This window comes from Zhihengliuella salsuginis (genome assembly GCF_014651715.1).
Taxonomy (GTDB): domain Bacteria; phylum Actinomycetota; class Actinomycetes; order Actinomycetales; family Micrococcaceae; genus Zhihengliuella; species Zhihengliuella salsuginis.
Genome location: NZ_BMXK01000006.1, coordinates 22,478 through 42,704, shown reverse-complemented (window position 1 = coordinate 42,704; position 20,227 = coordinate 22,478). Strand labels below are relative to the sequence as shown.

Here is a 20,227-nt window from a genome sequence, read left to right as displayed (position 1 = left end):
CACTTCACGGAATCCCTCTATTTATACGTTTCCCCACCGACGTTCGCATTCTTTGCCTCGACCATGTTCGCAAAGGCGTTCGGGGCCCTTGATGTCTAAGTACTCATCAGGTTCATGCTGTTCTGTGGTCTTTTGGCGGCCGGTCTCTGGGTAGTCAGATTCATCGCCATGCTCGGCGTCCCCATGCCGCCCTTCCTCACTCCCAAGTGGGTCCGAGACCGGCGCATGGCCGACCGCGAAGTCAAGCGGCGACGTCGTGCTGAACGCAAAGCACGTCAGGCCGAATACTGGCAGAGGAGCACCCGTGGATAACCCCACCGGAAAGCAAGACATGACCGAAACGCACTTCGCGGATCCCCGCGCCGTTTACACGCTCACCGCCCCGCCGAACTGGGACGTGGACGCCAGCGGCCTCGACGACGGCCTCCTCATCGCGACCTCCCGCGAGCCCTGGACGGCGGGCTTTCACCCCAACATCGTCATCACGCAGGTCGACCTCGGCGAGCACCCCGAAACGCCCGACGCCACGCTCGCCGACCAGCGCGGCGCCGAGCCCCTGCTGGCGCGCACGCTCGCCGACTACCGGCTCCTCCACCTCGACCGGGAACGCGTCGGCGCCCCGCCCGTGCAGGGCGTCATGCGCTCTGCCTCCTACACAAACGACGACGGCACCCCCGTCATGCTGCACCAGTGGGTGGCGCGCACCGCCGGCAAGGAAGTCGCCATGACCATCACCTTCGCCACCCCGGACATGCCCCACTGGGCCAGCGGCAGCTGGGTCATCGCCGAACTCCTCGAATGGCAGACCGCCCGATGACCACCGCCCTGACCACCATCACCCTCACCGACGTGGACTTCCGCGAGCTGATTTCCGCCCAGCACGACGGCGACGCCACCACCTGCCGCGACCTCACCGATACCTCCGGAATCCCGGTGGTGCGCGCCGGGACCCTGACACCCGAGGTGTCCGACCTGGTCCAGCTGATCACCCGGAGCCGGGGCACATTCATGGCGCAGCGCTGCGACAGCGAGGCCCTCCTGGACGACGTCTGGCTCTGGTCCGGCGGCAACGGCATCATCTCCGCCGTGAAGCGCAGGGGCGGGGACTTCGTGCTCACCGCCGCACCCGCGACGGACATCTACCGGACCGTCATCGACGCCGTGGCGCTCCAGGCCCGTCCCCGCCCGCTCGACGATGGGCCCACGGTGAAGGTGGGCCAGAAGGACCTCACCGGAGCAACCGATGGGGAGAACGGCGCAGAGGCCGCGCGCGCGGCCCAACGCATCCTCGGCGAGACCATCCGCAAGATCCACCCGGGCATCGCTGATTCCCTGACTGCCGGGGAGATGGAGCACGTCACGGTCTACTCGGAATTCAAGGGCGTGCGGGGACCGGTCAAGTCGTCGCAGTTGTTCCTGGACACTCCAGCCGGGATCCTGATGCACGCCACGTCCGGCATGCGCTTCATGCCCCGGCACCACCTCACGGCAGTCCCCGCGTGGGCCGTCTGGGAGGAGATCGTCAAGCTGCTGCCGCGCCCCGAAGACTTCGTGCGCTGGAGCCGGGAAGTCGCGTAGCGCGCTTCAACGTAGTCCTGTCGGCTGGGCGGAATCGCGCAACGCGATCGGCACAGGAGTTCTTACTGCCGGGCTTCCAGCTCTTCCTGTGCGGCTTTGAACGCCTCCGACGTCTGCGGGCCGCCCTCCCACGGGAAGGGAACCGTCTCGCAGCCCCAGGAGCCGGGGTTCTCCGAGCAGTCGCCCGAGACCAGCCGGGTCTCCGACTTCCACACGGTTGCGGTCTTCGCCGGACTCGTCACGGTGGCGACGCCCGGGATCGGGATCCACTCGGACGTCGGGGTTTTGAATTGTCCTGCATAAACGGTGGTGACCGTGACCGGGTAGAACCCCGTTTCCTCATATGCCTGACTCGTCGCCGTCTCGGAATAGACCGATCCCTCATCCGAGCCCGCCCGAAGGGGCCCTCCGGTCTGGGCAGTGGTCCTCGTCTGGCCGTTGCCGTAGTCCCACGTGTACTGCAAAGGCGTCGCCCGGATGGTGATCTCCGTGCCGAGCAGCGTGACGCTCGTGGTGTGGTCCGGGCTCTCTACCCACATGTTCATGTGTTCGCCACGCATTGCGACACCCCACAATTTCCCCGCCGACACCTGGTCCTCGACCTCGTCCTGAAATACGAGGGCCGGCTGCGGGATGTCCACACGGGCAAACTCCTGGGCCACCAAGTCCGGGCGATCGGCCGGATCAACATCCTCCGGCGCGGGCGTCGCCGTGATCTGAGCCCTCTCTACGTTGATCTCCGTGCACGGATCGTCGGCGACGACGACGTCCCGCGGCGTCCCCGACGGTACATCGATGTCCATGGACCCACCCGTGTCCATCAGTACTTCGTCCTCGTCGCAGACATCCAACGTGCTGCCGACGCAACCTTCCTTGATCTGACCGTTGTCGTCACCCATGCAGTAGGCACCACCGCCTACGACTGGCTCCTTCGACTCAGGGGCTACAGTCGGAACCTCGACGAGCGGTGGCGGAGTCTGCCCAGCGCCCTCCTCACTAGAGCCCTCATCTGCGTTCGCCAAAGCAGCGGCGTCAAAACCTCCTCCATTGGCCCCGACCGAAGGTGACGGAACGGGGGGCGGTTCTTCCGCCAGTGCACCAGGCGAACTGACCAAGATCAAGCTTCCGGCGAACGCGACAACAGCCAAGTTTCTTGCATGAGTCGGAGAGATCGCGAGCATCTAGTGCTCGACCTCGATTCGCGTCGCCGTCCAAGCGCCTTCCTCGTAGCGGGCTTCGAACTCGAAAGGCTTTACCACAGCTTCGATGACATTGGCGCCATCTTCAACGATTCCGTCCTTGCCGTAAGCGTCTCCCGAGGATTTCCGTAGCGTGAAGTACGCCAACTGCGTCCTATCCGAGTCGCCAGAGTCGCCATGAACCGTGGCGGTGATATCCGTAGCCTGAATCTCGCCACCGACAATCCAAACGTCACCTCCACCCCTGGCGATGTTCTCCGTCATCTCAAGGGTCGTTATGCAATATGGGCAGTCCTTGCTCGATACCGCCCGGATGTAGGAATCGTCCGTAGTAGCAATGCCGTAGTTCCGGGCCTCGAACCAGTACTCGATGAAGGCCTTGAAGCCTTCGTCGGTGAACTCGGTGGCCTCCTCGGGCAGCTCCGGCGGTACAAGGTTCTGCGCGGGGTGCTCCGGGGTCGCCTTCTGAGGTTCCGGCGGAGCGCTGCTGCTTTGCGGCGCAGGGGTGGAGGAACCGGAAGCAGAGGGCCCCGGCGTCGTACCGTCGCCACAGGCGCTTACCGCCAGGACGCCGGCGACGCCCAGCACTGCCAGCGCACTGCGCATCCAACCCGAATCCCGCATGCTTCCGCCTCCTCGTTACCCCCAAGAAAATGACAAACTCAACGGTACCAAGTCTCAGGAGGCCGGCGAAAAGTTCTCCACAGGCGGAGCCCATGGCTTCAGCCGGAGAGGAAATGCTGCAATCACTCAGGCGCTACGGCAGCCTCGACCCCCGCGACATGCACGTCCACGCCCGCGTCACGGAACGGACGGAGTTGCTCCTCGGTCGCGGAATCGTCGGTGACCAGCGTCCACCCCTCCGGCAGCAGCGCCCACGCGTGGAACGGCGCGTGCCCAAGCTTGGTGGCGTCGGCCAAGACCACGATCCGGTGCGCTCGGGCGCACATCATCTCCTTGAGGCGCGTCTGGCGCTGATCCGCCTCGCAGATCGCCCCCGGTGCGACGCCGTCGGCGCCGAGGAAGACCTTGTCCGCCGTCATCCGCTCCAGCGCCGCCTCGGCCAGCGGCCCGACGAACCCCTGGCTCTGGTGGCGGAGGGTCCCGCCCAGGCACTCGACGTGGATGTCGTCAGCATCGGCCAGCTCCTCGACGACCACGAGCGACGAAGTCGCCACGGACACCGTCACCCGGTCCCGGAGCTCGACGGCGAGCGCCGCCACCGACGACCCGGCATCGAGCAGGACCGTGTCGCCGTCGTCCACCATGCCGACCGCCAGGCGCGCCATGGCCCGCTTGGCCTCGGCCGCCTCCTGGTTCCGCTGGCGGAAGGTCGACTCCCCCACGCGGCCGGAGAGCGCCATCGCCCCGCCGTAGGTGCGGGCGATCTTCCCCTCGGAGGTGAGCCGGGCCAGGTCCCGGCGGATCGTCGACGCCGTCACCTCGAATCGCTGCGACAGCTCCTCCACGCTCGCCAGACCGGTGGTGTGGGCCAGCTCGACGATCTCGCGCCGCCGGCCCCGTGCGCTCATGCCCATCGTCGGCTCCTCTCCTCGCCCCCGGGCCCGGCCGGCAGGGTCACGCCACCGGGCTCGGCGACAGGTTCGCCGCCTGGTGCAGGGCTTCAATCATGCTACCCACCTCGACAACTCCCGTCCCGGCGATGTCGAAGGCGGTCCCGTGGTCGACGGAGGTGCGGATCACCGGGAGCCCGACGGTGATGTTCACGCCGGCCTCGATGCCGAGGACCTTCACGGGTCCGTGGCCCTGGTCGTGGTACATCGCCACGATCAGGTCGTAGTCGCCGCGTCCGGCCAGGAAGAACGCCGTGTCGGCCGGCAGCGGGCCGGCGACGTCCATCCCCTCCGCCCGCAGCACCTCGAGCGCCGGCTCGATCTTCTCGGCCTCCTCGCCGTACCCGAACAGCCCGTTCTCGCCGGCGTGCGGGTTGATCGCGCACACCCCGACCCGGGGCCGCTCGATGCCCGATCGGCGCAGCGCCTCCTCGCCGCGGCGCACGGTGCGCTCCACGAGCCCGGGCTCGATCCTCGCGATCGCGTCGACGAGCCCGATGTGCGTGGTCACGTGGATGACGCGCAGCTTGGGGGTGGAGAGCATCATCGACACCTCCTCGATCCCCATGAAGTGGGCCAGCAGCTCCGTGTGCCCGGGGTAGACGTGGCCGGCGCTGTGCAGGGCCGCCTTGTTCAGCGGGGCCGTGCAGATCCCCTGGACGTCGCCCTTCATGCCGAGCTCGCAGGCGATGCGGATGTAGTGGTAGGCGGCGTTGCCCGCCTCGGCGGACTCCCGCCCCCAGGCGAGATCCGCCGGCAGCAGGTGCGGGTCGACCACGTTGATGCGCCCCGCCTCGAAGACGGCCTCGTCGACGCCGGCGACCTCGACGATCTCCGCCTCGACGCCCAGGGCCTCGGCCCCGAGCCGCAGCCGGGCCGCGTCGCCGACGACCACGGGCCGGGACTCGCGGTAGGCGCGGGGATCGAGCAGGGCGCCGACGGTCACCTCGGGGCCGACGCCGGCGCCGTCCCCCATCGTGACCGCGATGTTCGGGCGTCGGTCTTCAGTGGCAGTGGTCATGTCGTCTCCTGTTTCGGTGATTGCGCGTTCCGCGCAGAGTTCGTCGAGGGCGTCCTGCAGGACGCGGGGCGAGCCGAAGCTGCCCGGTTTGGTGATCACACGGCGGCCGTCGCCCGTCCCGCAGAGCACCACCCCGTGCTCGATCTGCCCGAGGGGTCGCAGCACGACGACGCCGGCCCGCGTCAGGATCCGGCGCGCGGTTTCGCCGCCGGTCAGGACGAGGTCGGCATCGGGTGCCGCCGCGAGGACGGCGGCCGCGGCCGCGTCGAGCTCCTCCAGCACGCGCGCCGGGTCCGCAGCGGCGTCCGGGGCGCCGAGGACGGCGATCCCGCGCTCCTCGAGGTCGGCGACCGCCTCCCGCGCCTCCCCGCCGGTCCGGATCGTCAGGCCGCGCGCGCTCAGCGCCGCGCACTGCTGCCGGGCCGCCGCGCTGGCGGATCCGATGACGACGAGCGCCGGACGCGCCCTCGCTGACGTGCTCGAACGGCGGCCCCGCGGCCTGCCCGGCGGGCTGCCGCGCCGGGCCAGGACGGCGGCGAGGCCGCCGGTGCCGGCGAGCGCGACGGGCGCCTCCCGGGCCAGATCCGCTGCGGCGTCGGCGATGCTCCCCAGGTCTGCGGCGGTGGCGCAGTCGAGGACGACGACGGCACCCTCCCGCGTGCGGGCCTCGTCGCCGAGCGCGGCGGCCAGGGCTTCCGCGCCCGCGCGGACGGTGGCCAGGCCGATGGTCGCCACGTCGTCGTCCGTGGCGAAAAGTCCCGGGACGCTGCCCGGCGTGGTCGAGTCCTCGACGGCCCACAGGTCGGTCTCGGCGAGCGGGACGCCGCGGACCAGGGGCACGCCGTCGACGACGGACCGGCCGAGTTCGGGCAGCGCGCCGGCCACCAGGACGGTGAGGCCGCGGCCGGCGAGCGCGCGGAGTTCGGCGGCGACGTTGCCCCGCCACAGCGAATCGAGCTTCTTGAAGACCAGACCGGGCTCCGCCGTCGTACCCCGCCCGAGGGCGGATTCGACGCGTGCCGCGGCGGCCCGGGGCTCCAGCCCGCGGGTGTCCAGATCGAGGACGACGACGCCGGGCTCCGCGGCGGCCGAGCCGTCCAGGCGGATGCTCGTGCTGTATCCCGCCTCGGCCCACTGGGCAGCGCATTCGGCGGCACCGGTGAAGTCGTCCGCCAGGACGAGTGCAGGTTGCATGGTTGGCCCTTCGAGAGGCTGCCCGCCGAGCGTGCAGAAGCGGTCGGATTCGCGTCCGCCATCGAGTCGGCGGTGTTTTCATCATGGCACAGTTGCGCGAAGTGCGCTACATCCCTTGCGCGAAACACGCAGTTGTGTAAAAGTGATGCACACAACAATCCCGTGCACCCCGCCCGGCGGGGAACCACGGACGTCACCCGTCACATCACTCGAGAGGTCGACGATGACCAACCCACTGACCGGACCGCAGCTGTCGCGCCGCCAGCTGCTGCGAGCGGCAGCCGCCGCCGGACTGTTCGCCGGCGTCGGCACCACCGCAGCGTGCGCAGGACCCACGGGGCTGCCCGGACCAGGGACCCTCACCGTGGCGCTCACCCGCTCGCTGGTGAGCCTGGACAACAAGCTCAACCAGTTCGACTCCGCTGTCACCGTCCAGCGGGCCGTCCGGCAGGCGCTCACGGAGATCGGCCCGGACATCACCCCGGTGCCCGTCCTCGCCGAGACCATGGAGCCGGACGGCGACACCCGCTGGACCGTCACCCTGCGCGAGGGCGTCGAATACTCCGACGGCCGCCCGCTGAAGATCGACGACGTCGCCACCGCCCTGCAGATGTACGAGCAGGTGCAGGGGTCGTTCGTCGCGAGCTTCTTCCCCGAGTTCCCCACCGTCGTCCCGGTCGACGAGCGCACCTTCCACCTGGACAGCGAGCAGCCGATCCCGATCCTCGACGCCCTCATGGCGCTCATCCTCATCACGCCCGCGGAGGACAACGAGGCCGCCGAGCTGCAGGAAGGCGTCGGCACCGGGCCGTACCTCGTCGAACGCTCAAACCGCGGTGCCGGAACCTACACGCTGGTGCGCAACGACAACTACTGGGGCGACGCTCCGGAGGTCGAGCGCGTCGAGGTGCGCTTCCTCCCCGAGGAGGCCAGCCGCATCATCTCCGTGCGCAGCGGCGAGGTGGACGTCATCGACTCCATCTCCCCCGACTCGCGGGACCAGCTCGAGGGCCTGCCCGGGGTCTCCATCGAGGAGTCCTCCAGCCTGCGGCTGAACCAGATCTTCTACAACTTCCGCAAACCCGCCTCCAACCCCCTCAGCGACGCCCGCGTCCGCGAGGCGCTCAGCTTCGCGGTCGACGGCGAGTCACTCGTGAAGAACGTCTTCACCGACGCCGTGACCGCCGCCGAGGGCGTGGTCCCCGACTCCCTGCTCGGCTACCACAAGACCGGCACCTACCAGTACGACCCCGAACGCGCCCGGCGCATGCTCGACGACCTCGGCGTGGGCGACCTGAGCCTCAAGATCATCTGGCAGACCGGCGAGTTCCCCGCCGACACCTCCGTCATGGAGGCCCTGACCGAGATGTTCGGGGCCATCGACATCCGCACCGAGCTCCAGCAGTTCGAGCCCGGCGGCAACATCCTCGACTGGCGCCAGGGCAAGGCGGGCGACTGGGACCTGCTCGGCAACGGCTTCTCCAGCCCCACGGGGCTGGCCATCACCATGCTCCAGGGAATGTACGCGGGCACGGCCGCCAAGGAGGAGACGCGGGACACCTACCAGGGCTACGTCGTCGAACCCGTGGAGGCCAAGATCACCCGGGCCGCCCGGGAGAGCGACCCCGTGCGGCGCGAGAAGTACCTCGCCGAGGCGCAGCAGGCCGTGTGGGACAGCTGGCCGTGCGCGTGGGCGTTCGTCCCCAAGTCCGTGCTGGCCCGCCGCGAGCGCGTGGGCGGCCTGAGCCTCGCCGCCAGCAACTCCTACCCCCTCGCAGACGTCCGGCTGGAGGCCTGACCATGTTGACCTACATCCCCAAGCGCATCGGCCAGGGCCTGCTGACGGTCTTCCTCACCGTCTCCGTGGTCTTCGTCCTCATCCGCATGGCGCCCGGCGACCCGGCCGCCGCCTACGCCGGCCCGCTGGCCACCACCGAGCAGCTCGCGGCAGTCCGCGAGCAGTTCGGCCTGGACCGCCCCGTCTGGGAGCAGTACCTGATCTTCATCCAGCAGCTCTTCACGGGCCAGCTGGGCATGTCGTACTCGTTCCAGGCGCCGGCCTTCGAGGTCGTCCTCGAACGCCTGCCCTACACGCTGACACTGGCGACGGCGTCGATCGTCCTGGCGGCGATCGTGGCCATCCCGCTCGGCGTGTGGATGGCGAACCGGGCCAACACCGGCAAGGAGCTCGGGGCCAACATGCTCACCATCGCCGGGCAGTCGATGCCCGACTTCTGGACCGGCATCATGCTGCTCTCGCTGTTCGCCGTGGTCATCCCCGTCTTCCCGGCCTCGGGGTTCGCCACCTGGGACGGGCTGGTCCTGCCGACCATCACGATCGCCATCCTGCAGATCGCGCTCGTCTCCCGCATGGTGCGCCGCGAGATGAGCAACAACCTGGCGCTGCCGTACCTGACCGTCGCGCGCTCGCGCGGCATCGCCGAACGGGTCCTCACCTGGCGCTACGCCATGGGCACCGCCGCGATCCCCGTCTTCACGGCCCTCGGCACGCGCTTCGCGGCCATGCTCAACGGCGTCGTCGTCGTGGAGGTCGTGTTCGCCTGGCCGGGCGTCGGCTCGCTCATCGTCCGCGCCCTCGAGACCCGCGACTACCCGCTGATCCAGGCGGCCGTGGTCGTCACCTCGCTCCTGGCGATCGCTGTGCAGCTGCTCATCGACCTCGCCTACCCGCTCCTCGATCCCCGCGTCCGACTCGGAAAGGCGGCCTCAGCATGAGTGCCACAGTCCCCGCCGCACACCCCGCCCCCCACGTGTCGCCGCCGTCGGCCGTGAAACCCGCGGACCTCGCCCGGTCCGCGGCGGCCCGCACCCGGCACTCCGTCCGCATCAAACTGTGGATCGGCGCGATCTGCGCGCTGGCCGTCATCGTCCCCATCGTCCTGGCGCCGCTCCTGCCCCTGGCCGACCCGAACGCGCAGGAGCTCTCCGCGCGCCGGCTGGCACCGCTGGTGGACGGGCACCTGTTCGGCACCGACCAGCTGGGACGCGACCTGCTCTCCCGCGTCCTCTTCGGCGGGCAGGTGTCCCTGACCATCGGCGTGCTCGCGGTCCTGGTCTCCGGCGCGATCGGCATCACCCTCGGCGCGGCCGCCGGCTACTACGGCCGCTGGGTCGACACGATCGTCTCCCGTCTGCTCGAGGCGCAGATGTCGCTGCCGCTGCTCATGATGCTGCTGCTCGTCGTCGCGCTCTTCGGCCCGTCGATCCCGGTCATCACGTTCGTGATCGCGATCGCCCAGTGGCCCGAGGTCGCCCGGCTGACCCGCTCCCTGGTCCTCGTCGAACGCGAGAAGCCGTACGTCGACGCCGCCCGGACCCTGGGCCTGCACAAGATCAGGATCCTCATCCGGCACGTCATCCCCAACGTCTTCAAGCAGGCCAGCCTGGTCATCCTGCTCCTGCTGGCCCAGGCCGTGCTGCTGGAGAGCGCGCTGAGCTTCCTCGGCGCGGGCCCGCAGCGGCCGTTCGCGACCTGGGGCCGCATCATCTCCGACGGGCAGAACTACATCACCACCTCCTGGTGGATGGTGACCCTGCCCGGCCTGATGATCGTCCTGCTCGTCGTCGGTGTGAACCTCCTCGGCGACGCGCTCCGCGACAGCGGCCCGATCGGCAAGCGCCGCTCCCCCAAGACCGGCACCCCAGAGAAGAACGGAGCGACAGCGTGAAGACCCAGACCCTCACCCCGCCGCGCGGCGACTCGGCCACGACCGGCCCGCTGCTGAGCGTCGAGAACCTCTGCGTCGAACTCATGACGGCGTCGGGCATCGTCCGCGCCGTCGACGGCGTCAGCTTCGAGATCGGCCGCGGAGAGACCGTCACGATCATCGGCGAATCCGGCTCCGGCAAGTCGACCACGGCGATGGGGCTGCTAAAGCTCCTGCCGCGGGACCTGGCCGTCGTCTCCGGAGACGTCAGCATCACGGGCGTCGACGTCCTCGCCGACCGGCGGGCCATCCGCAAGGTGCGCGGACGGACGGTGGCGCTCATCCCCCAGGACCCGATGACCGCGCTCAGCCCCGTCCTCACGGTCGGCAGCCAGCTCTGCGAGGCCATCCTGGTGGCCGGACGCGCCGGGTCCAAGGCCGAGGCCCGGGACCGGGCGGAGGAGCTCCTGCGCAAGGTCCACATCCGGGACCCGGAGGCCCAGCTGAGGAAGTTCCCGCACCAGCTCTCCGGCGGCATGCTCCAGCGTGTGCTCATCGCCGCCGCCCTGGCCGGCGAACCCGACCTGCTCATCGCCGACGAGCCCACCTCCGCCCTGGACGTCACCGTCCAGGCGGGCATCCTGGACCTGCTGCTCGAGATCCAGGAGGCCAACGGCACGGGCATCCTCATGATCACCCACGACATCGGCGTCGCACGCCTGGTCTCCGACCGGATCCACGTCATGAAGAACGGCCGGTTCGTCGAATCGGGCGATGCTGTAGACGTCGTCGAGAACCCCCGCGAGACCTACACGCAGCACCTGCTCGACTCCGTGCCCCGCCTCGGCGCGTGGGACGAGTCCGCAGCGCCGAAGGAAGGCTGAAACCATGTCCGAACCGTTCCTCGCGGTCGAGGGCCTCACCCTCGACTACTCCACCAAGGCCGGCCCCTTCCGCGCCGTCGACGACGTCTCCTTCTCCGTCGACAAGGGCCGGACGCTGGCCATCGTCGGCGAATCCGGCTGCGGCAAGTCGTCCGTCGCCAAGTGCATCATGCGCCTGGTCGCACCCACCGCCGGCCGGATCTCCCTGGACGGCACCGACCTCGCCGGGCTGAAGGAGGCCCAGCTGCGGCCCCTGCGGCACCGGTTCCAGATGGTGTTCCAGGACCCCTACGGGTCCCTGGACCCGCACCTGAGCGCCCAGGAGATCGTGGCCGAGCCCATGAAGACGCAGGGCCTGCGCTCGAAGGCCGAACGCTCGAAGGAGGTCGCGCGGCTCTTCGACGCCGTCGGCCTGCCGAGCACGTCGCTCGAGCGGCGGGCCCACGAGTTCTCCGGCGGCCAGCGGCAGCGCATCGGCATCGCGCGGGCGCTGGCGTCCAAACCCGACCTCCTGGTCTGCGACGAGGCCACCAGCGCCCTCGACGTCTCCGTGCAGGCCCAGGTCCTGCGCCTCCTCCAGGACATCCAGCAGGAAACGGGCATCACCTACGTGTTCATCTCCCACAACCTCGGGGTCGTGCAGGAGATCAGCGACTCGATCGTGGTGATGCGCCGCGGTGAGATCGTCGAGTCGGGTGCCACCGCCGACGTCCTGCAGACCCCGCGCACCGACTACGCCCGCACCCTGCGCCGGGCCGCCCTGGACCCGTCCGCGATGACCGGGATCAAGCCCCGGCACATCGTCTCCGCCCTGGCCGCCAGCGCCTGATCCGGCACCAGAGAACGCCATCCACGAATGACTGAGGGAAGAATGACTTCGACCGACACCGGAACGCCCGAGCTGGTCCTCGGGACCATGACCTTCGGCGACACCGCCGACGAGGCGACCGCAGCGGCCATCCTCGACGCCGCGCTGGACGCCGGCGTCAGGCACATCGACACCGCCAACGCGTACGCCGGCGGCGCCACGGAGACGATCCTGTCGCGCCTGCTGGGCGGGCGGCGCGACGACGTCGTCCTCGCCTCCAAGGCGGGCATGCCGCACGACGACGCCGGCGACGACCCGCTGCTCTCCCCCGCCGCGCTGCGCCGCAGCGTCGAGGGCAGCCTGCGCCGCCTCGGCACCGACCGGCTGGACCTCTTCTACCTGCACCAGCCGGACTACGCGACGCCGCTGGAGGACACCCTCGGCGCGGTCGCCGACCTCGCCGCCGAGGGCAAGATCCTCTCCCTCGGCGTCTCCAACTTCGCCGCCTGGCAGATCGGCGACGTCGAACGCGCGGCCGAGGCCGCCGGGGCGCCCAAGCCCGTGGTGGCCCAGCAGCTGTACAACCTGGTGGCACGCCGGATCGAGGACGAGTACCTGCCGTTCGCGTCCGCGCACGGCACCCGCACGATGGTCTACAACCCGCTCGGCGGCGGCCTCCTGACCGGCCGCCACGCGTTCGACCGGCAGCCGGACTCCGGCCGCTTCGGCGACTCCCGGCTGGCCGAGATGTACACCCGGCGCTACTGGGACGAGCAGCTCTTCGCGGCCATCGGCGCGCTGACCCGCATCGCCGGCGAGGCCGGGCTGACGCTGATCGAGCTGTCCCTGCGCTGGCTCGCCTACCGCCCGGGCGTCGACTCGTTCCTGCTCGGCGGCTCGCGCCCGGCGCAGCTGACCGACAACGTCTCCACGCTCTCCCGCGGCCCGCTGCCCGAGGACGTCGTCGCCGCGTGCGACGCCGTCGGCGCGGACCTCCGCGGCCCCATGCCGAACTACAACCGCTGACCCGCAGAAAGCAGGCAACCTGATGCCCACGTCCCCCGTGGCCGCTCGCTTCGCCCAGACCATCCGCTCCCGCACGCCCGCCGTCGGCTACTGGATCGTCCTCGATTCACCCGTCTCCACCGAACGCATCGGCCGGCTCGGCTTCGACTACGTGGCCCTCGACGCCCAGCACGGACTGCTCGGCTACTCCGGCATGCTGCACGGCCTGCTCGCCATCGACGCCGGGGCGCAGTCGGCCGGCATGGTCCGGGTCGAGGCCAACGACCCGACGGCGATCGGCAAGGCGCTCGACGCCGGCGCCGTCGGCGTGATCGTCCCGCTGGTCGACACGGCCGACGACGCCGCCGCGGCCGTCCGCGCCGCGAAGTACCCGCCGCACGGCATCCGCTCCTACGGCCCCATGCGCTCGGCGCTCCGCGTCGGCCCCGCCCCGGCCGAGAGCGACGAGACGACACTGGTCTTCGCGATGATCGAGACCCCCGACGGTCTCGAGAACGTCGAGGAGATCGCGGCGACGCCGGGCCTCGACGGGGTCTACGTGGGCCCGTCGGACCTCACTCTGGCCGTCGGCGGGGCGTACCCCGGCGACCCCACTGTCGCCGACACGTTCGCCGCCGCCCTGAAACGCGTCGCCGCCGCGGCCGAGGCGGCCGGCGTCGCCGCGGGCATCCACACCCCGCACGGCGACGTCGCCCGCCAGCGGCTGGCCGAGGGCTACACGTTCGCCACGGTCGCCTCGGACCTGACCCACCTCGAGGCCGTGGCCGCGACCCACCTGGCCAGCGCAACCACCACAGGAGAGAACGCGTGAGCGCGACGATCGACTACTCGACCATCACCCCCACGGGCGCGGTGCACCGCAGCGGAGACCTGTCCTACGCCTACCTGCCGGCCCCCACGGTCCAGGCGCACGCCGCGAACCTCGCCGTCCTGCCCGGCGGGGACCTCGGCTGCGTCTGGTTCGGCGGGACGCAGGAGGGCGTCCCGGACATCAGCATCTGGTTCAGCCGACTGGCCCGCTCCGCGGACGGCGCCTGGGGCGGGAGCTGGTCGGAGCCGGTGCAGCTCTCCGACGACCCGGCCCGGTCCGAGCAGAACCCGATCCTGTTCAACCACGGCGGGCAGCTGTGGCTGCTCTACACCGCGCAGAAGGCCGGCAACCAGGACTCCTCCGAGGTCCGGCGCCGGATCTCGCACGACGGCGGCGCCACCTGGGGGCCGGTCGAGACCCTCTTCCCGACCACCGAGGAGGGCGGCGTGTTCGTCCGGCAGGTCCCCGTGGTCGTCGACGGCCGCATCATGGTGCCGGTCTTCCGCTGCCTCACGGTCCCCGGGGAGAAGTGGGTCGGCGACGCCGACGACAGCGCGGTCATGGTCTCGGACGACGACGGGGCCACCTGGCGCCGCCAGCTCGTCCCGGAGAGCGTCGGCTGCGTGCACATGAACATCCACGCCCTCCCGGACGGAAGCCTGCTCGCGCTGTACCGCAGCCGGTGGGCCGACTGGATCTACGAATCCCGGTCCGCCGACCGCGGCGAGACCTGGTCCGCACCCGTCGCGACCGACCTGCCGAACAACAACTCCTCGATCCAGTTCGCTCCCCTGGACGACGGCCGGCTGGCCCTGATCTACAACCACGTCCAGGCCGACGCCAACACCGAGCGCCGCGCCTCCCTCTACGACGAGATCGACGACGAGGGCCTCGCCGACGAGCAGGAGGCGGTCCCCGAGCCTTCGCCCGCCGCGGCGGACGACGGCCGCCGCCGCGCCTTCTGGGGCACGCCGCGCGCGCCGATGACCGTCGCCCTCTCCAACGACGGCGGGCGCAGCTGGCCGGTCCGCCGCAATCTGGACGAGGGCGACGGCTACTGCCTGTCGAACAACTCCCGCGAGGGGCTCAACCGCGAGTTCTCCTACCCGTCGATCCTGCAGACGGAGGACGGGGCCGTCCACGCCGCGTACACGTACTTCCGGCAGGCCATCAAGTACGTCCGGTTCGACCCGGAGTGGGTCGCGGGCGGCGCCGAGTGAGCGCGGAGCAGCCCGGCGCGCCGGGTTCCGGCGCACCGGTCCCCGTCACGCCCCACGCCGTCGTCACCGGGGTGAGCTCGGGGATCGGCCGGGCCATCACCCGCCGCCTCCTCGACGCGGGCTGGGCCGTGACGGGCCTGAGCCGGCGGGATCCCGGGTTGCCCGACCCGTCCTTCACCTGGATCGCCGCGGACCTGACCGATGTCCCGACGATCCCCGGGCTCGTCGAGACCGTCGGCCGGCTCGACGCCGTCGTACATGCCGCCGGGTACATGACCACAGGCCACCTGGGCGACCTCGACCCCGCCGCCCTCCGCGGCATGCTCGCCCTGCACGTCGAGGCGCCGTCGGCGCTCGTCGACGCGCTCGAGGCGCGGCTGAACGACGGCGGCCGGATCGTCCTCGTCGGCAGCCGCACCATGACGGGTGTGGCGGGCAAGAGCCACTACGCCGCCTCGAAGTCGGCGCTGGCCGGGCTCACCCGCAGCTGGGCGATGGAACTCGCGCCGCGCGGCATCACGTGCAACGTCGTCGCGCCGGGGCCGACCGACACCCCGATGCTCTCGGATCCGGGCCGGGCCTCCGTCCCGCCGAAGGTGCCCGCGCTGGGCCGGCTCGTCGCCCCGGAGGAGATCGCCGAGCTCGTCGCCCTGCTCGTCGGCCCGCACGGCGGCTCGATGACGGGCCAGACCCTGACGGTCTGCGGTGGCGCCTCGCTCTGAGCCCATGCCGGCGGCCCGTCCCCTCCCCCTGCGCGGGGCGGGGGCGCCGCTGATCTCTCTCCCCCAAGCGCGGGAAACCTGTCTGCAGAACCCATCACGTGGTTGGTCACCCCTACTATCGGATGACATCGCACATTTTCCGGTTTCAAGCACTAGAATGAGGATCGGCGAGAGGGGCCACCATGATTCCAGACTTCGCAGAGAGCGAGCCGCGCACCGCGCCCGACGACGCATCGGATGCACTCGACCAACTCGATCTGACCTCTGAAATCCTCCTCTCGGCCGCCCGCGCAGGCGTTGTGCAGGCCAAGGAGATCACCGACTTCCACCCGGTGACGGCTCGTGGCATGACCCAGTGGATGGAAACGGTCGCGTCACTCCGCAGGTCGTTGGATGAACGCTCCTGGACGCTGGGCAACCCCAAGAACTCGCCACGTGCCATCTCTCCCGACGGGAAGACCTCCATCATGGTCATGGGCGGCGACGAGAACACGGGGAGCCAGACGACACCGCCCCAAGCGGCACGGAGGCGGGGCCCGAGCACCCGTGACACGATGCAGTGCAACGGTCAGGAGATGCTGGACGTCACGCTGCCCCTGCCCCGCGGCTGGTCCGACCAGGAGCCGCTGACCTGGGTATTCGTCTACCACTGGTCACGCCGGGCTCCGCAGCTTCAGGCCGAGCTGTCTCTCGCACGGGATCTCGACGAGGACGGGCGCACCTTCGCCTGGCACCACCGGATTCTCCTGCCCGAGCAGGACCTGGGAGAATTCAACATCCCACAGCGCCCGGCTGGCCCGGATTTCGACATCGACTTCAGGATCCAAGAGCTCAAGTGACCATCGCACCATCGCGCATCACCCTGGCACGGCTCCGAGCCGGCGTCAGCAAGACCCAGGCGGCCGAGCGCCTCGGCGCGACCCCGCGCACCATCCGGAACTACGAAACAGACGGCGCCCCGGACCACGCGGCGACCGCGCTCGCCCGCGCCCTCGGCTGTCGCGCGGAGTACTTCTCCCGCCCGGAAGCCGGCCCGCTCGAGGAGGACCGCGTCTTCTTCCGCGCGCGCCGGCGGACCAGCGCCGCGCAGAAGCACCAGGCGACGGCCGCCGGCCGCACCGGTGTGGAGCTCTACGCGGTGATCACCGATTACTTCGGCCTGCCGGGTGTCGATGTTCCCGAACTGGCACATCTGGATCCGGTCGCGGCCGCGCAACTGATCCGTACGGAATGGGGCCTCGGGGTCGACCCTCTGCCCAACTCGATCCAGCTCGCCGAGTCCAAGGGGATCAGAGTCCTGAGCCTGCCCGGCGCAACGGCCGACGTCGACGCATTCAGCCATTGGGAAGATGGCCGTCCCTACATTTTCCTTTCGACAGCGAAGAGCGCCGAACGCTCTCGGTTCGACCTCGCGCACGAGCTCGGGCATCTCGTTCTGCATACCGGCCTCATGCCGTCCGACGAGGGCGAACGCAACGCGGAGCGCGAGGCAGACCAGTTCGCTTCCGAGCTCCTGGTCCCCATGATCTGGCTCCGATCCACAGTCCACCGCGAGCCGACCGTCGATGAAATCCTCAAGCTCAAGACGCACTGCGGTGTATCGGCCATGGCACTGACCTACGCACTGCACAAGGCAGGGATTCTAACCGACTGGAACTACCGGCAGGCCTGCATCAACCTCGGCAAACGCGGCTACAAGACCGGGGAACCGTCCGGGATGGCCCGTGAGACATCGCGGGTCTTCAGCAGCGTCCTGCCCAGCCTGAAGAGGAATCACGGCATCGGCACCGAGGAGCTGGCGCGGTCACTGGGTGTGCACCCGCCGGAAATCCACGGCTTGACCTTCGGCCAGGCGCTCGCGGGCATCCCCCGAACGGAGCGCGGGGATGGCCGGACACCGGGCGAGAGACCGAAACTCCGCGTCGTCCACTAGGAATCACGCCGGGTGACGCTGGAGGGGCCGCGGCCACGCCGTCGCACCGGGCGGCCAGATGCCCGACAGCGGCACACCCGAGCAGGACTGATCCGGCACTGCCCCTCCCGGAGGCCCGGGATCAGCGCTATCCTGATCTCATCTTCGGGAGACGCACCCGGGCCCCGGGCGCCACCGAACATGGCGGAGGGGACCGGCATGGCCAGACAGTCATCCATCGGCGAGTGGTACTGCCCCGCGTGCGGCGGCTCCGGCCGGGGCCTCGGCGAGTACAGCGACCGGTGGTGCCAGACCTGCGACGGCCGGGGCACCGTGGGCTGGGATCCCGACAAGGTCAAACCTCCCGGCGAGAACCCACTGGATCTCGCCACCGACCGCGGACTCTGGGCGGTCGGTTTCCGCAACATGGGCATCGCGATCGCCCTGTTGGCGATTCTCGCCGGACTCGCAGCGGCCGTCATGATCACCTCCACGTGGCTCATGGCGGCAACCCCCGCCCTCCGTTCCCTCGCCGAGCTCCTGCCCGAAGCCCTGGTCGCCCGGACCGACGGTGCCGGAGGGGCTCCCTGGGCCGTCTTCGCGGTCGCCGCTGTCCTACCGCTGGCCCTGTTCGTCACGACGACGGCGCTCGCCCGCCGCGCGGCCCGCGCCCGCCGCCGCGGTGCGGCCTTCGGCTGGACGACCCTCCGCGCGGCCGTCACCGTCTTCGGACTGGGGGTCGCCGTCGTGTTCGCGGGCATCGCCTCGGGTGCCGACCTCGGACCACCGGAGGCGCCCGCCGACACCTACATCGGTCTCGGATCCCAGATGCCGGAGGGATTCGACGGCCAGGTGCTCCGCACCGACTCGGCGTGGGCACTCGCCTGCGTCGCCGGCGTCGTTCTCCTCTGGGGCGCGTTCAGCGCATGGCGGATCCTCCGCCGCGGCTCGGCCGGCCTCCCCGCCGGGCACCACACCGGAAGCGAGGTCCAGTCATGAGAAGAGCCCGTCACGCGAAACGGTCTGCGGCGGCGCTGGCCGTCGCCGCGCTCGCAGCCGCGCCGCTGGCCGCCTGCTCCTCCGAGGAGGGCGAATGCCCCCTTCCGCCGGAGACGATCGCGGACTACCTGATGAGCGAGGCGAACCCGACCGAGCAAACGGTGGCGGTCACCCCCGACGAGGAGCAGCCGAAGCTCTGCATGTACACGCGCACGTTCGCCGACGCGGAGACGGGCACGTTCAACCGGATCTCGATCGACGTCGGCTGGAGCGACGGCTTCACGGAGGAGGACTTCGAGGCGCGGGTCGCTGAATTCGAAGCGGACGACGACGACGCCACCTTCGTCGAGGAGCTGAACGGCACCGCCTACACGGTGGACGAGGACCGAGGAGCCGGCGTCCGGATCGACGGCGAGCACTACTGGGTAGCGTGGAACGACTACCGGGACGGGCTCATCCACCGGCCCGCATTGGCCTCCGCGGTGACCGGTCGCGACGCCGCGCACATCGTTCGACTCCTGATTCTGACGAACGCCGGTGAGAACCCCGGAGCCTGGAAAACCGCGGAGGAGCCGGAGGATCCGGAACCGAGCCCGGCGACCGCAGCCCCGGAGGAACCCGCCACCCGCCCATCCGGCAGCAGCGACTGGGACGACACCCCGTCCGATCCCCCGGACGAGCTCCTGCCCCCGCCGGCTCCGCCGGAGCCCGAGGCAGAGGAGGCCGGTGAGGGCGACGTCGACATGTCCGGCTCGACAGACGACGAGGAGGACAGCGCGGACCACGAGCTCGTCGGGACCCGGCTGACCCCGCCCGATGTCCTGACGGCCGTGTTCGAGCTCTGGGAGACGCCCGGATACCCGATGTGCGCGAACGTCATGGCCGGCGGCGCGTGCGTCCAGGAGCCGCGGGAGGACGGGGACAACGTGGTGGTCACCGCACTGAGGACCAACCAGTTCGACGGCGCGGACGACTACACGCGGGACACCGCGGTCATGCTGGGCCGGAACGACGACGGCTCGTGGACGGTTCTCCGCTACTGGGAGACCGAGGATCCTCTCGGAGAGCTCCCGCCCGACTGGGCCATCTGACAAGAGTTGCCCTCGCCCGGACATCTGCCGGGGCGGGGGCGTGCATCGCCGGCCGTATTCTATAGAATTTAGATATGAGCACTCCGCAGCAGCCGCACAACCCCTACGGCGGCGACCAGCCCGCGCCCGCCCAACCGTCGCAGGCCCCGATGGGCGCGCCCCAGCCCGGCCCCTACCAGCAGGGTCCGTACCAGCAGACCCCGGGCCAGCCGGGCGCCCAGACGCCCTACGGCCAGCCGGGCTACTACCCCCAGCAGATGCGCCCGACCAACACGTACGCGATCATCTCGCTGGTCTCCAGCTTCTTCATCGGCCTGGTCGGCGTGATCTTCGGCCACCTCGCCCGCAAGCAGATCCGGGAGACCGGGGAGGCCGGGGACGGCCTCGCGATCGCCGGCCTGATCATCGGCTACATCTCGATCGGCTTCTGGGTGCTGATGTTCTTCCTGATGTTCGTGCCGCTCCTCTTCCTGTAGGCCACCACGCGTTGCCCGGCGGCGCCGGCGACAACTAGTGTTCG

The 20,227-nt window shown here is 70.2% G+C and carries 20 protein-coding genes; 16 read left to right on the top strand and 4 right to left on the bottom strand.

All coding sequences use genetic code 11. The features are described from left to right. Positions 1–331: 331 nt before the first annotated feature. Both IE069_RS07910 and IE069_RS07905 read left to right on the top strand, forming a co-directional pair. Positions 332–817 carry a hypothetical protein gene (locus IE069_RS07910; protein WP_189349597.1) on the top strand — a complete coding sequence of 162 codons (486 nt, stop codon included), beginning with the start codon at positions 332–334 and terminating at the stop codon, positions 815–817. Then, positions 799–1,578: a hypothetical protein gene (locus IE069_RS07905; protein WP_189349596.1), complete on the top strand. Its 780-nt coding sequence runs from the start codon at positions 799–801 to the stop codon at positions 1,576–1,578. The genes IE069_RS07910 and IE069_RS07905 overlap by 19 nt, the downstream gene beginning before the upstream one ends. Before the next feature lie 62 nt (positions 1,579–1,640). Here the strand turns inward: IE069_RS07905 and IE069_RS07900 are convergent, their stop codons facing one another. The 4 genes from IE069_RS07900 to pdxA form a co-directional block, all read right to left on the bottom strand. Continuing rightward, the gene (locus IE069_RS07900; protein ID WP_189349595.1) at positions 1,641–2,477 is read right to left on the bottom strand and encodes a hypothetical protein; all 837 of its coding nucleotides are present in this window, start codon (positions 2,475–2,477) and stop codon (positions 1,641–1,643) included. 282 nt (positions 2,478–2,759) lie between these two features. Then, positions 2,760–3,401: a DUF6318 family protein gene (locus IE069_RS07895; protein ID WP_189349594.1), complete on the bottom strand. Its 642-nt coding sequence runs from the start codon at positions 3,399–3,401 to the stop codon at positions 2,760–2,762. Between the two features lie 122 nt (positions 3,402–3,523). Next, positions 3,524–4,309: a DeoR/GlpR family DNA-binding transcription regulator gene (locus tag IE069_RS07890; protein WP_229791021.1), complete on the bottom strand. Its 786-nt coding sequence runs from the start codon at positions 4,307–4,309 to the stop codon at positions 3,524–3,526. 46 nt (positions 4,310–4,355) lie between these two features. Further along, positions 4,356–6,566 (bottom strand): 4-hydroxythreonine-4-phosphate dehydrogenase PdxA, encoded by a 2,211-nt coding sequence (gene pdxA, locus IE069_RS07885; protein ID WP_189349592.1) that lies wholly within the window; start codon positions 6,564–6,566, stop codon positions 4,356–4,358. A gap of 223 nt (positions 6,567–6,789) precedes the next feature. Between pdxA and IE069_RS07880 the strand changes: the two genes are divergently transcribed. The 14 genes from IE069_RS07880 (at position 6,790) to IE069_RS07815 (ending at position 20,183) form a co-directional block, all read left to right on the top strand. After that, positions 6,790–8,364: an ABC transporter substrate-binding protein gene (locus IE069_RS07880; RefSeq protein ID WP_189349591.1), complete on the top strand. Its 1,575-nt coding sequence runs from the start codon at positions 6,790–6,792 to the stop codon at positions 8,362–8,364. Between the two features lie 2 nt (positions 8,365–8,366). Continuing rightward, positions 8,367–9,302, top strand: a complete 936-nt coding sequence (locus IE069_RS07875) for an ABC transporter permease (RefSeq protein ID WP_189349590.1) — start codon at positions 8,367–8,369, stop codon at positions 9,300–9,302. After that, positions 9,299–10,255: an ABC transporter permease gene (locus tag IE069_RS07870; RefSeq protein ID WP_189349589.1), complete on the top strand. Its 957-nt coding sequence runs from the start codon at positions 9,299–9,301 to the stop codon at positions 10,253–10,255. Before IE069_RS07875 ends, IE069_RS07870 begins: the two co-directional genes overlap by 4 nt. Further along, entirely contained in the window at positions 10,252–11,118 is an 867-nt protein-coding gene (locus IE069_RS07865) for an ABC transporter ATP-binding protein (RefSeq protein ID WP_308425382.1), read from the top strand. Before IE069_RS07870 ends, IE069_RS07865 begins: the two co-directional genes overlap by 4 nt. Positions 11,119–11,122: 4 nt before the next feature. Next, the gene (locus IE069_RS07860) at positions 11,123–11,947 is read left to right on the top strand and encodes an ATP-binding cassette domain-containing protein (RefSeq protein ID WP_189349588.1); all 825 of its coding nucleotides are present in this window, start codon (positions 11,123–11,125) and stop codon (positions 11,945–11,947) included. 42 nt (positions 11,948–11,989) lie between these two features. Beyond that, a complete protein-coding gene (locus IE069_RS07855) occupies positions 11,990–12,952 on the top strand; it encodes an aldo/keto reductase (RefSeq protein WP_229791020.1) in 963 nt (320 codons plus the stop codon). 22 nt (positions 12,953–12,974) lie between these two features. Then, on the top strand, positions 12,975–13,763 hold the full coding sequence (locus IE069_RS07850; RefSeq protein ID WP_189349586.1) for an HpcH/HpaI aldolase family protein: 789 nt from the start codon (positions 12,975–12,977) through the stop codon (positions 13,761–13,763). Then, a complete protein-coding gene (locus tag IE069_RS07845) occupies positions 13,760–14,983 on the top strand; it encodes a sialidase family protein (RefSeq protein ID WP_189349585.1) in 1,224 nt (407 codons plus the stop codon). Before IE069_RS07850 ends, IE069_RS07845 begins: the two co-directional genes overlap by 4 nt. Next, positions 14,980–15,705 (top strand): SDR family NAD(P)-dependent oxidoreductase, encoded by a 726-nt coding sequence (locus IE069_RS07840; RefSeq protein WP_189349584.1) that lies wholly within the window; start codon positions 14,980–14,982, stop codon positions 15,703–15,705. The genes IE069_RS07845 and IE069_RS07840 overlap by 4 nt, the downstream gene beginning before the upstream one ends. 182 nt (positions 15,706–15,887) lie before the next feature. Next, positions 15,888–16,544, top strand: coding sequence for a hypothetical protein (locus tag IE069_RS07835; protein WP_189349583.1), 657 nt, complete (start codon positions 15,888–15,890; stop codon positions 16,542–16,544). Then, positions 16,541–17,638: an XRE family transcriptional regulator gene (locus tag IE069_RS07830; RefSeq protein WP_189349582.1), complete on the top strand. Its 1,098-nt coding sequence runs from the start codon at positions 16,541–16,543 to the stop codon at positions 17,636–17,638. The genes IE069_RS07835 and IE069_RS07830 overlap by 4 nt, the downstream gene beginning before the upstream one ends. A 198-nt stretch (positions 17,639–17,836) precedes the next feature. Then, positions 17,837–18,616 (top strand): DnaJ-like cysteine-rich domain-containing protein, encoded by a 780-nt coding sequence (locus IE069_RS07825; RefSeq protein WP_189349581.1) that lies wholly within the window; start codon positions 17,837–17,839, stop codon positions 18,614–18,616. Beyond that, entirely contained in the window at positions 18,613–19,707 is a 1,095-nt protein-coding gene (locus IE069_RS07820) for a hypothetical protein (RefSeq protein WP_189349580.1), read from the top strand. The genes IE069_RS07825 and IE069_RS07820 overlap by 4 nt, the downstream gene beginning before the upstream one ends. A gap of 74 nt (positions 19,708–19,781) precedes the next feature. Beyond that, positions 19,782–20,183 carry a DUF4190 domain-containing protein gene (locus IE069_RS07815; RefSeq protein ID WP_229791019.1) on the top strand — a complete coding sequence of 134 codons (402 nt, stop codon included), beginning with the start codon at positions 19,782–19,784 and terminating at the stop codon, positions 20,181–20,183. Positions 20,184–20,227 lie beyond the last annotated feature (44 nt).

What these genes read in the sequence shown, in the direction of transcription:
- IE069_RS07910 (WP_189349597.1), top strand. Translation starts at nt 332, where the DNA reads ATGACCGAAACGCACTTCGCGGATCCCCGCGCCGTTTACACGCTCACC.
- IE069_RS07905 (WP_189349596.1), top strand. Translation starts at nt 799, where the DNA reads ATGGCAGACCGCCCGATGACCACCGCCCTGACCACCATCACCCTCACC.
- IE069_RS07900 (WP_189349595.1), bottom strand. Translation starts at nt 2,477, where the DNA reads ATGGGTGACGACAACGGTCAGATCAAGGAAGGTTGCGTCGGCAGCACG.
- IE069_RS07895 (WP_189349594.1), bottom strand. Translation starts at nt 3,401, where the DNA reads ATGCGGGATTCGGGTTGGATGCGCAGTGCGCTGGCAGTGCTGGGCGTC.
- IE069_RS07890 (WP_229791021.1), bottom strand. Translation starts at nt 4,309, where the DNA reads ATGAGCGCACGGGGCCGGCGGCGCGAGATCGTCGAGCTGGCCCACACC.
- pdxA (WP_189349592.1), bottom strand. Translation starts at nt 6,566, where the DNA reads ATGCAACCTGCACTCGTCCTGGCGGACGACTTCACCGGTGCCGCCGAA.
- IE069_RS07880 (WP_189349591.1), top strand. Translation starts at nt 6,790, where the DNA reads ATGACCAACCCACTGACCGGACCGCAGCTGTCGCGCCGCCAGCTGCTG.
- IE069_RS07875 (WP_189349590.1), top strand. Translation starts at nt 8,367, where the DNA reads ATGTTGACCTACATCCCCAAGCGCATCGGCCAGGGCCTGCTGACGGTC.
- IE069_RS07870 (WP_189349589.1), top strand. Translation starts at nt 9,299, where the DNA reads ATGAGTGCCACAGTCCCCGCCGCACACCCCGCCCCCCACGTGTCGCCG.
- IE069_RS07860 (WP_189349588.1), top strand. Translation starts at nt 11,123, where the DNA reads ATGTCCGAACCGTTCCTCGCGGTCGAGGGCCTCACCCTCGACTACTCC.
- IE069_RS07855 (WP_229791020.1), top strand. Translation starts at nt 11,990, where the DNA reads ATGACTTCGACCGACACCGGAACGCCCGAGCTGGTCCTCGGGACCATG.
- IE069_RS07850 (WP_189349586.1), top strand. Translation starts at nt 12,975, where the DNA reads ATGCCCACGTCCCCCGTGGCCGCTCGCTTCGCCCAGACCATCCGCTCC.
- IE069_RS07835 (WP_189349583.1), top strand. Translation starts at nt 15,888, where the DNA reads ATGATTCCAGACTTCGCAGAGAGCGAGCCGCGCACCGCGCCCGACGAC.
- IE069_RS07825 (WP_189349581.1), top strand. Translation starts at nt 17,837, where the DNA reads ATGGCCAGACAGTCATCCATCGGCGAGTGGTACTGCCCCGCGTGCGGC.
- IE069_RS07820 (WP_189349580.1), top strand. Translation starts at nt 18,613, where the DNA reads ATGAGAAGAGCCCGTCACGCGAAACGGTCTGCGGCGGCGCTGGCCGTC.
- IE069_RS07815 (WP_229791019.1), top strand. Translation starts at nt 19,782, where the DNA reads ATGAGCACTCCGCAGCAGCCGCACAACCCCTACGGCGGCGACCAGCCC.